This is a genomic window from Providencia sp. PROV182 (assembly GCF_028480325.1).
GTDB lineage: Bacteria > Pseudomonadota > Gammaproteobacteria > Enterobacterales > Enterobacteriaceae > Providencia > Providencia hangzhouensis.
Window position 1 is genome coordinate 1 of record NZ_JAMPOL010000008.1, and the last position, 15222, is coordinate 15222.

Annotated in this window: 14 protein-coding genes; 6 read left to right on the forward strand and 8 right to left on the reverse strand. The window is 41.6% G+C overall.

Annotated elements, in window-relative coordinates; genetic code table 11:
- Positions 1-55 precede the first annotated feature (55 nt).
- From surA to apaH, 5 genes are read left to right on the forward strand one after another with little or no spacing between them, the layout of a single operon-like run.
- Positions 56-1375: a peptidylprolyl isomerase SurA gene (gene surA, locus PR834_RS06370; protein WP_272536531.1), complete on the forward strand. Its 1320-nt coding sequence runs from the start codon at positions 56-58 to the stop codon at positions 1373-1375.
- The gene (gene pdxA, locus PR834_RS06375; RefSeq protein WP_272536545.1) at positions 1359-2351 is read left to right on the forward strand and encodes a 4-hydroxythreonine-4-phosphate dehydrogenase PdxA; all 993 of its coding nucleotides are present in this window, start codon (positions 1359-1361) and stop codon (positions 2349-2351) included. The genes surA and pdxA overlap by 17 nt, the downstream gene beginning before the upstream one ends.
- Positions 2348-3157 (forward strand): 16S rRNA (adenine(1518)-N(6)/adenine(1519)-N(6))-dimethyltransferase RsmA, encoded by an 810-nt coding sequence (rsmA, locus tag PR834_RS06380; protein WP_004257672.1) that lies wholly within the window; start codon positions 2348-2350, stop codon positions 3155-3157. The genes pdxA and rsmA overlap by 4 nt, the downstream gene beginning before the upstream one ends.
- Before the next feature lie 18 nt (positions 3158-3175).
- Positions 3176-3553: a Co2+/Mg2+ efflux protein ApaG gene (gene apaG / locus PR834_RS06385; RefSeq protein WP_004257676.1), complete on the forward strand. Its 378-nt coding sequence runs from the start codon at positions 3176-3178 to the stop codon at positions 3551-3553.
- A gap of 2 nt (positions 3554-3555) precedes the next feature.
- Positions 3556-4383, forward strand: a complete 828-nt coding sequence (apaH, locus tag PR834_RS06390; RefSeq protein WP_094961101.1) for a bis(5'-nucleosyl)-tetraphosphatase (symmetrical) ApaH — start codon at positions 3556-3558, stop codon at positions 4381-4383.
- A gap of 73 nt (positions 4384-4456) precedes the next feature.
- Here the strand turns inward: apaH and folA are convergent, their stop codons facing one another.
- Positions 4457-4951, reverse strand: coding sequence for a type 3 dihydrofolate reductase (gene folA / locus PR834_RS06395; protein ID WP_004257684.1), 495 nt, complete (start codon positions 4949-4951; stop codon positions 4457-4459).
- 238 nt (positions 4952-5189) lie between these two features.
- Here folA and PR834_RS06400 point away from each other — a divergent pair, with 238 nt between their 5' ends.
- Entirely contained in the window at positions 5190-5804 is a 615-nt protein-coding gene (locus PR834_RS06400; RefSeq protein ID WP_004257687.1) for a LysE family transporter, read from the forward strand.
- A gap of 67 nt (positions 5805-5871) precedes the next feature.
- On the opposite strand, the gene ftsP is transcribed toward PR834_RS06400, so the two are convergent.
- The 7 genes from ftsP to nudF all read right to left on the reverse strand — a co-directional run bounded on the left by ftsP (position 5872) and on the right by nudF (position 14966).
- Entirely contained in the window at positions 5872-7287 is a 1416-nt protein-coding gene (ftsP, locus tag PR834_RS06405; RefSeq protein ID WP_004257690.1) for a cell division protein FtsP, read from the reverse strand.
- 352 nt (positions 7288-7639) lie between these two features.
- Positions 7640-8374, reverse strand: coding sequence for a 1-acylglycerol-3-phosphate O-acyltransferase (locus tag PR834_RS06410; protein WP_036958188.1), 735 nt, complete (start codon positions 8372-8374; stop codon positions 7640-7642).
- A 109-nt stretch (positions 8375-8483) separates the two neighbouring features.
- On the reverse strand, positions 8484-10739 hold the full coding sequence (gene parC, locus PR834_RS06415; RefSeq protein ID WP_196725185.1) for a DNA topoisomerase IV subunit A: 2256 nt from the start codon (positions 10737-10739) through the stop codon (positions 8484-8486).
- A 33-nt stretch (positions 10740-10772) separates the two neighbouring features.
- Positions 10773-12668, reverse strand: coding sequence for a DNA topoisomerase IV subunit B (gene parE / locus PR834_RS06420; protein ID WP_094961099.1), 1896 nt, complete (start codon positions 12666-12668; stop codon positions 10773-10775).
- Between the two features lie 87 nt (positions 12669-12755).
- The gene (yqiA, locus tag PR834_RS06425; protein WP_004257706.1) at positions 12756-13337 is read right to left on the reverse strand and encodes an esterase YqiA; all 582 of its coding nucleotides are present in this window, start codon (positions 13335-13337) and stop codon (positions 12756-12758) included.
- A gap of 7 nt (positions 13338-13344) precedes the next feature.
- Entirely contained in the window at positions 13345-14184 is an 840-nt protein-coding gene (cpdA, locus tag PR834_RS06430) for a 3',5'-cyclic-AMP phosphodiesterase (protein WP_004257710.1), read from the reverse strand.
- A gap of 143 nt (positions 14185-14327) precedes the next feature.
- Positions 14328-14966 carry an ADP-ribose diphosphatase gene (gene nudF / locus PR834_RS06435; RefSeq protein WP_262960735.1) on the reverse strand — a complete coding sequence of 213 codons (639 nt, stop codon included), beginning with the start codon at positions 14964-14966 and terminating at the stop codon, positions 14328-14330.
- Positions 14967-15222 lie beyond the last annotated feature (256 nt).

Sequence of the window (15222 nt, forward strand, 5' to 3'; positions counted from 1 at the left end):
TAAAAAGAGATTAGCCCGCTTTTGCGGAATCAAAGTCAATATTTATAGGACCATTATGAAGAATTGGAGAACGCTTATTCTGGGACTGATGTTCGCAAGCTCTACTGCTTTGGCTGCGCCTCAGCAAATGGATAAAGTGGCTGCGGTCGTCAATAACGGTGTTGTGCTGGAAAGTGACGTCCAGAATATGATCAACACAGTAAAACTGAATGCTCAGAACGCACGTCAACAGGTGCCTGATGATCAAACTCTGCGTCATCAGATCCTTGAGCGTCTCGTTATGGATAACATCATTTTGCAAATGGCTAGCCAAATGCAAATCAATATTCCAGATGAAGCCGTGGATTCAACTATTACTGATATCGCTCGTCAAAACGGTTTAACACTACAGCAAATGCAACAACGTTTAACCGCTGATGGCATCAATATGAATCAGTATCGTAGCGAAATTCGTAAAGAGATGCTGATTGCTGAAGTGCGTAACAATGAAGTTCGCCGCCGAGTGACCATTTTACCTCAAGAGGTTGATTCTCTTGCTGAACAAATGAGCTCACAAGCAAATTATGAGATGGGCGTTAATTTAAGCCATATCTTGATTCCGTTAGCAGAAAATCCAACACAGGAACAACTAAAAACCGCTGAAGCATTAGTGGATAAAATTTTAGCTGAACTGAAAAAAGGCGGAGATTTCGGTAAGTTAGCTATCGCTTATTCAGCAGATCCTCAAGCACTGAAAGGCGGTAATATGGGTTGGTCACGCCTGCAAGAATTACCCGTTGTGTTTGCTGAACAACTGAAAAATGCGAAAAAAGGTGATGTTGTCGGCCCTATTCGCTCTGGTGTCGGCTACCATATTTTACGTGTTAACGATGTCAGTGGTGGCAGCCAACCTATTTCTGTCACAGAAGTGAAAGCACGCCACATCTTGATTAAGTCATCACCAATTATGGATGATGCACAGGCAAGACAAAAATTAACCAAAATTGCTCAGGAAATTCGTTCAGGCAAAATCTCATTTGAAGATGCAGCAAAAGAAAATTCTGAAGACCCAGGTAGTGCGTTAAAAGGCGGTGAATTAGGTTGGAATATGCCTGATATCTATGACCCAGCTTTCCGCGATGCGCTAATGAGACTGAATAAAGGTGAATTAAGCCAACCTGTTCAATCAAACTTTGGATGGCACCTAATTCAATTAGAAGACACACGCAACGTTGATAAAACAGACGCGGCGCAAAAAGATCAAGCTTACCGTTTACTGTTTAATCGTAAATTTAACGAAGAAGCACAAAGCTGGATGCAAGAACAACGCGCTTCTGCTTACGTGAAAATGGTTGATGGTCGTGACAGCCAATCTACAGATGAAAAAACAAATTAATCCTATTGTTATCACCCCCGGCGAGCCAGCCGGGGTTGGTCCAGACCTACTTATTCAGCTAGCTCAACAGCAATGGCCTGTTGAGTTGGTTGCTTGTGCCGATCCTGATTTATTACTCCAGCGTGCCAAAGCGCTAAATTTGCCTCTGACATTAACTGAATATTCCCCCAATTCAATTAATGAAGTACAGCCTGCAGGTCACTTATCCGTTCTACCTGTTCATTTAGCAACGCCTGCAAAGGCAGGTGTACTCAATGTTGATAATGGCCAATATGTTGTGGAGAGCTTAGCAAAAGCATGTGACGGCTGTTTAAATGGCGAATTTTCAGCGCTTGTAACAGGTCCCGTACATAAAGGGATTATTAATGATGCAGGCATGTCATTTAGTGGTCACACTGAATTTTTTGCACAACGAAGTGGCTGTGAACGCGTTGTGATGATGCTAGCTACCGAAGAACTGCGTGTTGCATTAGCCACAACGCATCTGCCACTCAAGGACGTGTCGGCCGCTATTACCCAACAAAGTCTTCATGAAGTCATCACCATTTTACACCATGATTTACAAACCAAATTTGGTATTAAAAAACCGGCCATCTATGTTTGTGGTTTAAATCCACATGCAGGGGAAGGCGGCCATATGGGTACCGAAGAAATTGATACTATAGAGCCTGCACTTGAAAGCCTACGTACAAAAGGGATTAATTTGATTGGGCCATTGCCTGCAGATACCCTATTTCAAGCTAAGTATTTAGACCATGCAGACGCAGTGTTAGCAATGTATCACGATCAGGGCCTTCCTGTGTTAAAATACCAAGGTTTTGGCAGAGCAGTAAATATCACTCTCGGCCTGCCTTTTATCCGTACCTCTGTCGACCATGGGACAGCCCTTGAGCTCGCGGGGACGGGTCATGCTGATGCGGGAAGTTTTATCACCGCATTAAAGTTAGCTATCCAAATGACATCTAAGAATACATGAATAATCGAGTCCATCAGGGGCACTTTGCCCGCAAACGTTTCGGGCAGAACTTTTTAACTGACCAATTTATTATCGACAGCATCGTGGATGCCATGAACCCGCTGCCAGGTCAGTCCATTGTAGAAATTGGTCCCGGCTTAGGTGCCTTAACCGAACCTGTCGGTAGCCGAATCGATAAAATGACCGTAGTTGAACTTGACCGTGACCTTGCTGCACGTTTACACGTTCATCCTCAACTAAAAGATAAATTGACTATCATTCAGCAAGATGCAATGACAGTAGATTTTGGTGAATTAGCCAAACAAGCGGGCCAGCCCCTGCGCGTTTTTGGTAACTTGCCTTACAACATCTCCACACCGTTAATGTTTCACTTATTCACATTCACCAATTCTATTTCTGACATGAATTTCATGTTACAAAAAGAAGTGGTGAATCGTCTGGTTGCAGGACCAGGTAGCAAAGCCTTTGGGCGCTTGAGTGTTATGGCGCAATATTATTGCAACGTGGTGCCTGTGTTGGAAGTACCACCAACCGCATTTACACCAGCGCCAAAAGTAGATTCAGCCATTGTTAGGTTGATTCCTCATCGTGAAAACCCGTATCCGGTAAAAGATATTAAATTTTTAAGCCGTATTACCACACAAGCTTTCAACCAACGCCGTAAAACGATTCGTAATAGTTTAGGGGATTTATTCAGCGTTGAAGAGTTAACAGAACTGGGTATTGATTTAAGCACCCGAGCAGAAAATATTTCTGTTGAACAATATTGTAAAATGGCAAACTATCTCTCTAACCGTTCAGAATAGTCTGTTGAAGGAGGCACTATGCTTAATGAGCCGAATGTAAGCATCCAAGTTCAGAGTGTCTATATAGAAAGCCAATCTCAACCCGATATTGCGAGATATGTGTTTGCTTACACTATCTGCATTCGTAATTTAGGACGAGAGCCTATTCAATTAATGAGCCGTTATTGGCTCATTACTAACAGTGATGGCCATAAGACCGAAGTTCAAGGTGAAGGCGTGGTTGGTGAACAACCGCTTATCCCACCAGGAAAAGAATACCGTTATACCAGTGGCGCAATCCTTGAAACACCAATGGGTACAATGGAAGGTTATTATGTGATGATAAGCACACAAGGGGACAGTTTCCACGTTGATATCCCTGCTTTTCGTCTTGCTATCCCAACACTGATTAATTAATTATGTCGACATATTTAGTAGGTGATATTCACGGTTGTTATCGTGAGCTCCGTGACTTGATGGAAAGTGTCCATTTTGATCCAACCAAAGACACATTGTGGTTAACAGGCGATCTCATTGCCCGCGGAACTGAATCACTGCAAGTTTTACGCTATGTAAAAAGCCTTGGTTCTGCCGCACGTTTAGTGCTTGGTAACCACGATCTCCATCTGTTGGGTATTTACTGTAAAATTAGTCGTAACAAGCCGAAAGATCACCTCGATGAGTTATTACATGCACCTGATCTTGACGAACTGATCAATTGGTTACGTCGCCAACCTTTATTACAAATTGATGAAGAAAAAAAGATCTTGATGACTCATGCAGGTATAACACCACAATGGGATATCGAAACAGCACGAATGTGTGCAAGGGAAGTTGAAGCCGTGCTGTCTAGTGATGCATATCCATTATTCATCGACTCCATGTATGGTGACATGCCAAATAACTGGTCTGAAAGCTTAATGGGGCTAGCTCGTTTGCGTTTTAGTACCAATGCCTTAACACGCCTGCGCTACTGTTTTCCAAACGGACAGCTAGATATGATTTGCAAGGAAAACCCTAAAAAAGCGCCCGCTCCGCTAAAACCCTGGTTCGATCTACCCAGTAAAATTCCTGAGGATTACTCAGTGTTTTTTGGTCACTGGGCATCCCTTGAAGGGAAATGCACTCCTGATAACGTTTATGCTTTAGATACGGGTTGCTGCTGGGGAGGGGAATTAACGCTATTCCATTGGGAAACTAAGCAGTACCACCGGCAAAAGTCATATCAAAAAAGCCGTAAAGAGTAATTTTTTGCCTAGTTAATTGCAGGTTATAGCATAATGGCGCAATTAAGCGCCATTTTTGCATTCTAACTAAAAATTAGTCTCTTTTAGTTAAGATCTCAAAGCAATAACCATGGGTATTGTTTTCGTCAGCTTCATGGTATTCGGTAAAAATAGAATCCCATTCATCAGGCTCATAAGCCGGAAAATGAGTATCTCCGATAACTTCAGCATCAACGTGAGTCAAATATAATTTATTCGCTAGCGGTAAAAATTGTTGATAAACTTTACCACCGCCAATTACCATCACCTCTTCAACATTTTCAATTGCTTGCGCTGCAGCCAATGCTTCTTCAATTGACGTTACCCAAATAACATCAGAATCAGTACCAGGAGCACTACTTAATACAATATTCACACGTTGTGGCAATGGGCGCCCAATTGATTCATAGGTAACACGGCCCATGATAACCGGTTTGTTTAACGTATTTCGTTTGAACCACGCTAGATCCCCCGGCAAATTCCAAGGCATCGCTTTTTCCATGCCGATAACCTGATCGATCGCCATTGCTGCGATTAAGCTAATATTCATCTACTCACCTTAGAAACAAGATATAAAAATTGAGCACACTATACGGAAAGAGAATTGCTTCGTCGACTAAATTTAAACTTCCTTAAACAGCTTTGAATCACTTATACTCGAATTGATAAACTTATGACTAAAAATAACATTTAAAAACAAAATGAACCCTCTAAGACCAGTCTAAATGTGAGTGTCATTAGCAGGTCATTTTTATTTACCAACATTGAACGGGAAAAGAGATTATAACATGTACGAAACGAGTATTATGGTTGCGACCATCGCTGCACTCGGTATGCTTTCTCCAGGGCCAGATTTCTTTTTGATTGTTAAAAATTCAGCACGCTATCAACGCTCTGCCGCATTAATGTCCGCATGTGGTGTGATAGTCGCTATCGCTTTGCATATGTCTTACTGTGTTGCAGGCCTCGCTGTCTTGATTACAACTACGCCTTGGCTGTTTAATATCTTAAAATACGCGGGTGCAGCCTATTTAATTTGGATCGGTGTCAAAAGCTTACTTCCGCAATCGGGCCATAGCGTTGATCTAACAACCAGTAAACACGAAATTGTTTCATTCAAAAAAGCCTTTATGCAAGGTTTTCTCTGTAATGTATTAAACCCAAAAGCCACGCTGTTCTTTTTAGCGGTTTTTACCCAAGTGCTAGATATTAATTCCACTGTTGGCGAAAAGCTGTGGTTTGCCTTTATTATTTGGGGTTTAGCCGTCATCTACTGGCCTATTTTAGTGTTTTTAATCCAAAGTGCCCCTGTAAGAAAAGGCCTAGCAAAAGTGCAAAAATATGTTGATAAGGTTCTCGGCGTTGTATTAATCGCCTTTGGTATTCGAGTGGCGCTAAGCTAGCTTTGTCAACAATCTAAAGCAGGCTAAATGCCTGCTTATTGGATATTCAATATTGTTGTAATACGAATTATTGCATGGTGTCTTGCGGTGCAACAACCAACTGCCCTACAGACCCTAAATCCGCCTTCTCTAAATTGTGGCTATAAAATAAGAACGGGAAATGGTTATAGGACGGTTGCATCATTTGAACTAATAATTCAACTCGGCTATCAACCCACACTGTATCTTTCCAGCCATAATCTTCTGGCGGTGTTGGTTTACCATTACGGTTTAAGACCTTAAAGCGCACACCTTCAATATGAAATGCTTGCGGTTCGTTCGTCGTCACAACCCAACGCTCCCAATTACCTTGGCGGCTTGAGAAATCAACCCTGTTTGTATCAATGGTCGCATTATTAATACCAAAACCATCATTAAGGTGAATATTACGCTGTGTAATACTGGATGTGACTTGCGTTTTATCTTCAACTAACTGTGCTGGTAAACCATCCGTTACCAATGACATTAATCCAGTTGCCTTGATAGTTAATACATTGGTTGAAATTAAGCTATTCGATGGTTCAAATAGCCCTTTTAAACGGTCCATAAAGGTAGCCGACTCGCCCGCAGTAATGGTTAACTCTTGCGTTTTCGCCATATCAATCAAGACTTCACGCCGTTCACCCGGCGCTAATGGGAGTTCCTGAACACTAACAGGTACAGTTAATAACCCTTGATCAGATGCAATCAATGAAAATGGGCGACCATCACTAATTTTCATTACATAATAACGGGAGTTCGACGCATTTAATAACCGTAGACGTACCCACCCTCGAGAAACTTCAATGTATGGATTTTGTACGCCATTAACCAGTAATGAATCGCCTAAAAACCCATTTTCATCGGCTTTGTATTCAGGGACGCCAAAATTATCTAAACGCTTATCTTGAATAATGACAGGAAAATCATCAACACCATAGTGTTTAGGTAAACGCAGGTTTTTCGTCACATCATCTTCGATGATCCACATCCCCAATAAACCATTGTAGACTTGCTCGCCCATTTTCCCTTGAGTATTTGCGTGATACCAAAGCGTTGCTGCATTTTGGCGTATCGGGATCACTGGAGACCAGTCCGCATTAGGTGAAATTAACCTTGCCGCTCCACCAATTTGTGTTCCTGGTATTTGCAACCCGCTGATTGTCATCGAAACGGCTTCAGGTAAGCGATTACTATAAATAAGCTTAATATCATCGCCATTTTTTACTTTGACTGTCGGCCCAGGGGAAGAACCATTTACTCCCCAAATATCGGCTGAATATTTTCCATCATAAGACCAATGAATTTTTTGTAATGTTAAAAATAATGGCTGTCCAGACCGTGATTCTAATAATGGTGGCACAGGTAAAGCTGTCGCCCCCTCTGCATTTGCATAAATTGGCACATAGGACAAACATAGAGCCACCCCCGCCGCTATCAGGGCTTGGCATCGATTGAATGACATAAATTCTCCGCTAAACAAAAATTCCAGCGCATTTTATTATTTAGTATTGTAGATTTTCAGCCTATAAAATGGCTAATTTATGATTGGACCCAGCAATATAACAACTTAGATACAACAATTTAAGGTCGCAATAATTTGTAAGCCATGATATCGCGAAAAAAGGCTAAATTCTAAAAATATCTAGCAAATGTGTAAAAATATAATTAATAAGATTATAAATAGTAAGGGTAAGTAATTAAAAAAGGAAATAAGACAGGTAGGAAACAATAAAGTCAATTTATGCTGTATTCAACCTAAAAGAATGGGCAATATTTGTATATTGCCCATTTTTAAATAAATTCAATGAATTAAGTTATTTGCCTTGTTTTGCCATTTCTTCGACTTCGAGATCGAGTTCTTTTATTTTGGCTTCCATTAAAGCATGGCAATGCTCAGATAATTCCCTCACTTGCTCTCGGCTATAAAGCGATGTATCGATAGGGTCTAGCATTTCAATAATGACAGTACCGTTATTCCAACGGTTTAACTTAATTTTACCTTGTGTACTAGAAACGCAAACAGGCACAATCGGTACCCCTGCTGCAATCGCTGCATGAAATGCCCCCGTTTTAAATGGCAGTAAACCACGACCACGGCTGCGAGTACCTTCAGGAAACATCCACACAGAAATTTTACGTTTTTTAATCTGGTCAGCAACTTGCGTGATTGTGTTATGGGCTTTAGAGCGATTAGCGCGGTCAATTAAAATATTACCCGTTATCCAATATAAAAAGCCAAAAAAAGGTATATAAACCAAGCTTTTTTTACCAACGGTTACCGTTCTTGGTAATACCCCATTTGACATAGTCACCATATCGTAATTGTTTTGGTGATTACCAATATAAATACTCGGGCCATAGCTCTTAGCTTTCTCGGGTACACGATTTATAATGTTAATCCCAAAAACGACTGATAACCGCCCGAACATGTGACCAAATGTCATTACGTGTTTTGGGTTACGAGGGCTAAATAGACAGTAAATCCCCCCCCCTACACACACCGCAATCGTATAAATAATAACAATGATCGCTCTAATAAGCGCTAACATACTAACCCCAAATTGTAAGAAGCTTTTCAGCTCCATGATGAATATTATCTACTTATAAACCTTTTGAAGTTCATACTAAAAAAGGTTTATAAGGTTTGTTCTTTGTTAATTATTCAGACTCTACTGGCTCAATATCAATACGCTCAATATTGTGCATTCCACGCGGTAACGACGTCCCTTTACGACCTCGTTCTGAACGATATTTTTGTAAGTCTTCTGCTTTAAACTTCAGCTTCCGCTTACCGAAATGCAAGGTCATTGATGCCCCCACAGGCAAAATCATCAACCAAGTCAATAAATCATCGCCAGTTGCCGCTTGCGCACCTGCAATATTGATAATTTTATTCCCTTTACCTTTTGAAAGTTGGGGTAAATCCGCCACAGGGAATATTAACATACGCCCTGCCTTGGTAATTGCCAATAGCAAATCTTCCTGTTCATTATGCAGTTCAATTGGTGCCAATACTTTTGCATTTTCAGGCAAAGAAATTAAGGCCTTACCAGTTTTATTTTTAGTGACTAAGTCATTGAAGGTACAAATAAAACCGTACCCTGCATCAGAAGCCATTAAATATTTCTGCTCGTCAGGCGCCATCAATACATGTTCAATGGATGCACCTGGAGGCAGAGTTAACTTACCCGTTAGAGGCTCACCTTGACTACGCGCTGAAGGCAATTCAAGCGGATCCACAGAATAACTTCGCCCTGTTGTGTCAAGGAATACCGCCGCCTGATTTGACTTACCTCGCGCAGCCCCTTTAAAACCATCTCCCGCTTTATAATTTAGGTTAGTCGGCTCGATATCATGCCCTTTAGCACTTCGCACCCACCCCATATCAGAAAGCACAACGGTAATCGGTTCTGACGGTAAAATTTCATGTTCGCTCATTGCTTTCGCTTCTTCACGCTCATGCAATGGGGAGCGACGGTCATCACCGTAATCTTTGGCGTCAGCTTGAATCTCTTTTTTAATCAGCGTATTTAAACGTCTTTCAGACCCAAGAATCTCTTGTAAATCATCGCGCTCTTTGGCTAATTCATCTTGCTCGCCACGAATTTTCATTTCTTCAAGCTTGGCTAAATGGCGTAATTTTAACTCTAAAATAGCTTCAGCTTGGGTATCACTGATATTAAAACGTGACATTAAAACCGCTTTGGGTTCATCTTCTGTACGAATAATTTCAATGACTTCATCAATATTCAGATAAGCAATCAATAAACCATCTAAAATATGTAAGCGTCTTAATACTTTTTCTAACCTGTGATTTAAGCGATTACGTACAGTTTGGCGACGGTAAGCAATCCACTCATTTAAGATCTCAACAAGCCCTTTTACCGCAGGTCGGTTATCTAAACCAATCATATTAAGGTTAACGCGATAACTACGCTCTAAATCCGTTGTCGCAAATAAATGCGTCATAACCTGTTCAAGGTCAACACGATTACTACGTGGAACTATCACCAAACGTGTTGGGTTTTCATGGTTAGATTCATCGCGTAAATCTTCAACCATAGGCAATTTTTTCGCGCGCATTTGGCTGGCGATTTGTTCTAAGACTTTCGCCCCAGAAACTTGATGAGGGAGAGCCGTGATAACAGCATTACCATCTTCTTTTTCCCACACCGCACGCATGCGTACAGAGCCGCGCCCATTTTGATAAATCTTACGAATATCATCACGGGAAGAAATAATTTCTGCTTCCGTAGGGAAATCAGGTCCCGGCACAAATGCCATGATGTCATCAAGATTTAGCGTAGGTTTATCCAGTAAAGCAACCAAAGCTTGAGCCACTTCTCGGGCGTTATGTGGTGGAATATCTGTCGCCATCCCAACCGCAATACCCGTTGTACCGTTTAACAAAATATTTGGCAAACGTGCAGGCAACATTTTGGGCTCGTTTAGCGTACCATCAAAGTTTGGTACCCAATCGACGGTGCCATGACCAAGTTCACTGAGTAAAATTTCAGCGTATTTGGATAGTCGTGATTCGGTATAACGCATTGCTGCGAATGATTTAGGGTCATCCGGTGCCCCCCAGTTTCCTTGACCATCCACCAGCGGATAACGGTAAGAAAACGGCTGCGCCATCAAGACCATCGCTTCATAACAAGCGCTATCACCGTGTGGATGATATTTACCGAGAACATCACCCACAGTTCTGGCGGATTTTTTATATTTTGCAGTGTTGCTTAAGCCAAGTTCTGACATTGCATACACAATACGGCGCTGAACAGGTTTAAGCCCATCGCCAATAAACGGTAATGCCCTATCCATGATGACGTACATCGAATAGTTCAGATAGGCATTTTCAGTGAAAGCATGAAGCGGTAAGCGCTCTACGCCATCATGAGTAATTTCACTCATTCAATTCGTTCCTTTCTCATCGCAATTCGGATATTAGACATCAATTTCAGCCATATCGCCTTTTTCTTGCAGCCAATTACGGCGATCTTCAGAGCGTTTTTTCGCAAGAAGCATATCCATGACCGCAAGTGTTTCTTGGTAGTTTTCATCATCGATAATTAGCTGTACAAGACGACGAGTATTTGGATCTAATGTCGTTTCACGTAATTGCAGTGGGTTCATTTCCCCCAGCCCTTTAAATCGCTGAACATTGGGTTTACCTCGCTTGCGGCTAAGGCGTTCAAGTACAGCATTTTTTTCGCTTTCATCAAGGGCGTAAAACGTTTCTTTGCCTAAATCGATACGATATAACGGCGGCATTGCCATATAGACATGCCCTGCTTTTACTAATGTTGGGAAATGACGGACAAATAACGCACATAGCAATGTAGCAATGTGCAAGCCATCGGAGTCCGCATCCGCAAGGATGCAAATTTTCCCATAGCGTAATTGACTAAGGTCTTCGCTATCAGGGTCTATTCCAATAGCAACAGAGATATCATGTACCTCTTGGGAAGCTAAAACCTCATCAGAAGACACTTCCCATGTATTGAGAATTTTACCGCGTAGCGGCATGATAGCTTGGTATTCGCGGTCACGCGCTTGTTTTGCAGAGCCCCCTGCGGAGTCCCCTTCTACAAGGAACAATTCCGTCATACTCAGGTCTTGCGAGCTACAATCGGCTAATTTACCCGGTAAAGCAGGGCCACTGGTGAGTTTTTTACGCACCACTTTTTTCGCTGCACGCATTCGACGCTGCGCGCTAGAAATTGCCATTTCTGCAAGCTGTTCAGCCACTTGCACGTTTTGGTTAAGCCATAAACTGAAGGCATCTTTTACCACGCCCGAAACAAACGCAGCGCATTGACGAGAAGACAGACGCTCTTTGGTTTGCCCCGCAAATTGTGGATCTTGCATTTTAACGGAAAGCACATAAGTACAGCGCTCCCAAATATCATCAGCTGAGAGCTTAACACCACGAGGCAATATATTGCGGAATTCGCAAAATTCACGCATCGCATCGAGCAACCCTTGGCGTAAACCATTAACATGGGTTCCACCTAGTGCTGTTGGGATAAGGTTAACGTAGCTTTCCGTCAGTAATTCACCACCTTCAGGCAACCAGAGCAACGCCCATTGTGCGGCTTCTGTTTCCCCTGAAAATTCACCTGTAAATGGCTTTGGGGGTAACGCTTCAAGGCCGTCAATTGACTCCATTAGGTAATCGGTCAACCCGTCACTGTAGCACCAACTTTGCTCTGTATCGTTGAGCTTATCCTTAAACGTGATTTTCACGCCAGGGCATAAAACAGCTTTGGCTTTTAAATTATGAGTTAAACGAGTTACTGAAAATTTTGGACTATCAAAATAGCTGCCATCTGGCCAAAAATGCACGCTAGTCCCTGTGTTGCGTTTTCCACAAGTCCCTATTACATGTAAATCTTCAACCTTATCGCCGTTTTCAAAGGCAATTTGATACACTTGGCTATCACGACGAACAGTAACTTCAATACGTTTTGATAACGCATTGACGACAGAAATCCCGACACCATGCAAACCACCTGAGAATTGGTAGTTTTTATTGGAGAATTTCCCCCCCGCATGTAATTGCCCCAGGATCAGCTCAACCGCTGACACTTTCATTTCTGGATGAATATCGACAGGCATACCGCGCCCATCATCAATTACTTCAAGGGATTGATCGGCATGTAAAATAACCTCAATATGGCTCGCGTGGCCCGCAAGCGCTTCATCGACGCTATTATCAATTACTTCTTGAGCCAAATGGTTCGGTCGACTGGTATCGGTATACATCCCCGGACGACGGCGAACAGGCTCTAAACCACTGAGGACTTCAATGGCCTCTGCGTTATAACTAGATTGAGTCATGTTGTCATTCTGCGGTAATAGGTGATTAATTGAACTATTCAATCAGTGAGTTACTGTTGATAATAACAGTGTTCATACGTTTTGACACTATTTCTCTGCCAATTGTAGGAAATCAACAATTTGAGAAAAGTAAGCGTCAAAACCAATAAAGGCATGATTACCGTCAGGTTCCACAGTTTGTTTGCACTTTGAAAGATAGGCAACAGCCTCTCGATAATCAAGTACTTCATCGCCCATTTGTTGTAACAACCAGATAAGCTGAGGGGATGTTAATCTTTCAATGTATAAGGATTTTAGCTCATTAATGTGCTTTTCTTCCAACACATATTGTTCATGAGTATATGGGTTTGTATTGTCGCCTAAGTAATCTTGCAGTAAATCAAAAGGACGTACCGCAGGGTTTACGACGACAGCAGGAAGCTGATAACGCTCTGAAAACCAAATTGAAAAATAACCGCCGAGCGAAGAGCCGACTAACCCCATTTTCTCATGCGGATGCTGTTGGACAATATCATCCAACATAGCTTGAGCTTGCTGAGGGTAATTCGGTAACTGCGGTACAATCATATTAATTTGCGGATAATTCACCTCAATCCATTGCTTTAAGTTATTAGCTTTAGCTGATTGAGGGGAACTATTAAAACCATGAATATAAAGTAGAGTTGACATAAGCGAATTAATAACCGTCTGAGTCAAGGTCAGGGCTAAATTCCCTTGTATCTAAGCGATGAACGCGGGTTGTAATATGCCTTTGCCCTTGCTCATTAATACTTAATTCTAAATATCGCCAACCTGGCGCGACGGTATCAAGCGCAAAATTAGTACAGTGAGGCTTAAATTGCACACAGGTAGAAGGCGTTGCCAACAACCGAATACCGTGCCAGTTTTCATCCATTTCTTGGTGAATATGGCCACATAGCATCGCTTTAACATTTGAGTAGCTTTTTAAATAATCAGCTAAAATATGTGAATTTCTCAAACTGTGCTGATCAAGCCAAGTACAACCCGAGGCTAGAGGATGGTGATGCAGCATAATCAATGTAGTACGTTCAGGTTCAGCATCTAAGCTGGCTTTCATCCACTCTAACTGTTGTTCAGAAAGCTCGCCATGAGGTACATCTTGAAGTTGGCTATCAAGCATCAAGATTTGCCACTCATCACCAATTAAAACTTGTTTAGCGCTTGAAATCCCAGCAATTCTGAGTGTTTTGACCATAGCCGGTGGATAGTCATGATTACCAGGAAGCCATACGCAAGGAGCAGGAATACGCGCAATACCATCCGCAAAATGCTGATAAGCTTGTGGTGATTGGTCTTGAACTAAATCCCCTGTCGCCACAATTAAGTCGATTGGGAGATTTTCCTCTGAGATAGCATCAAGTACCGCCTGATAGCTACGGTAAGTATTTACCCCTAAAAGCGTATTTTCTGTATTAGCAAAAAGATGCGTATCAGTAACCTGTAAAATTCTCACAACTTTAGAGTTCTTTGCAGTCACTTCAAGCTGGCTGTCCAAAAGTATTCCTTTTCTTAAATATTATTTAGTACCTAATCTATTCATTACAACTATATAAAAGCTCAACATACTTACAACTATCTTAAAGCTTTACTTTCCAACTTTCTGATAATCAGCACACACTTCATCAGATTAATCGTTATTTAACACAGTTTCATCCACTTTTCATGAAGTTTTTGATAGTGAAGTTGTAACCATTGAATCGCTATCACTGTTGCTGCATTATCAATTGTGCCGTCTTCAACCCATTGAAAAGCTTGCTCTCGACTGACCACATGTACGCAAATATCTTCATTTTCTGACGCTAGCCCATGAACACCTTTCGCTTGGCTGCTATCAACTTCACCGATAAATACATGCATACGTTCAGTCGTACCGCCAGGGCTAGAAAGATAACTTACCGCTTTTTCAGTGCGACCAATAATAAGCCCAGCTTCCTCAACGGCCTCACGACGAATAACCTCTTCCGGTGATTCGTTTTGCTCTATCATTCCAGCTACCGCTTCAAGTAACCAGGGTGTTTCACTAGTCTCAATCGCTGGCAACCGAATTTGTTCAATTAAAACAACACTATCTGTTTTCGGATCATAGGGTAAAACCACGCCAGCATGGCCGCGTTCAAAAACTTCACGGCGAATTTCTTTACTCCATCCTCCTGCGAAAAGGCGATGACGAAATTGATATTCAACCATTTGAAAAAAACCGTTAAATAATTTACGCTTGGATATAATTTCAACATCATTTTTGCCGTATTTAATTGGCTGCTCTATTTGTTTTGTCATTTCATTCTCCAAACCCAATTATTCCATCTTAAGGAAATAATTGTGGATTAAAACAGTTTTTAAGGTTTTTTAACCTTAGATGAGGTAATGTTTAATAAATTGAGACAAAATGGCACAAAAGGCTACCGTTAATAGAAGTGATACTCTGTTACAATAAGCGCCATTATTCAAATCAAAGAGCAACGTAGTGTCTGTTTTTAATAACTGTCTCTAAAACGGATAATTTAATATCTATCGCCTAGTTAGGCATGGTACG

Excerpts from the sequence above, each read along its gene's own strand:
- surA (WP_272536531.1), top strand. The coding sequence starts at position 56 with ATGAAGAATTGGAGAACGCTTATTCTGGGACTGATGTTCGCAAGCTCT.
- pdxA (WP_272536545.1), top strand. The coding sequence starts at position 1,359 with ATGAAAAAACAAATTAATCCTATTGTTATCACCCCCGGCGAGCCAGCC.
- rsmA (WP_004257672.1), top strand. The coding sequence starts at position 2,348 with ATGAATAATCGAGTCCATCAGGGGCACTTTGCCCGCAAACGTTTCGGG.
- apaG (WP_004257676.1), top strand. The coding sequence starts at position 3,176 with ATGCTTAATGAGCCGAATGTAAGCATCCAAGTTCAGAGTGTCTATATA.
- apaH (WP_094961101.1), top strand. The coding sequence starts at position 3,556 with ATGTCGACATATTTAGTAGGTGATATTCACGGTTGTTATCGTGAGCTC.
- folA (WP_004257684.1), bottom strand. The coding sequence starts at position 4,951 with ATGAATATTAGCTTAATCGCAGCAATGGCGATCGATCAGGTTATCGGC.
- PR834_RS06400 (WP_004257687.1), top strand. The coding sequence starts at position 5,190 with ATGTACGAAACGAGTATTATGGTTGCGACCATCGCTGCACTCGGTATG.
- ftsP (WP_004257690.1), bottom strand. The coding sequence starts at position 7,287 with ATGTCATTCAATCGATGCCAAGCCCTGATAGCGGCGGGGGTGGCTCTA.
- PR834_RS06410 (WP_036958188.1), bottom strand. The coding sequence starts at position 8,374 with ATGTTAGCGCTTATTAGAGCGATCATTGTTATTATTTATACGATTGCG.
- parC (WP_196725185.1), bottom strand. The coding sequence starts at position 10,739 with ATGAGTGAAATTACTCATGATGGCGTAGAGCGCTTACCGCTTCATGCT.
- parE (WP_094961099.1), bottom strand. The coding sequence starts at position 12,668 with ATGACTCAATCTAGTTATAACGCAGAGGCCATTGAAGTCCTCAGTGGT.
- yqiA (WP_004257706.1), bottom strand. The coding sequence starts at position 13,337 with ATGTCAACTCTACTTTATATTCATGGTTTTAATAGTTCCCCTCAATCA.
- nudF (WP_262960735.1), bottom strand. The coding sequence starts at position 14,966 with ATGACAAAACAAATAGAGCAGCCAATTAAATACGGCAAAAATGATGTT.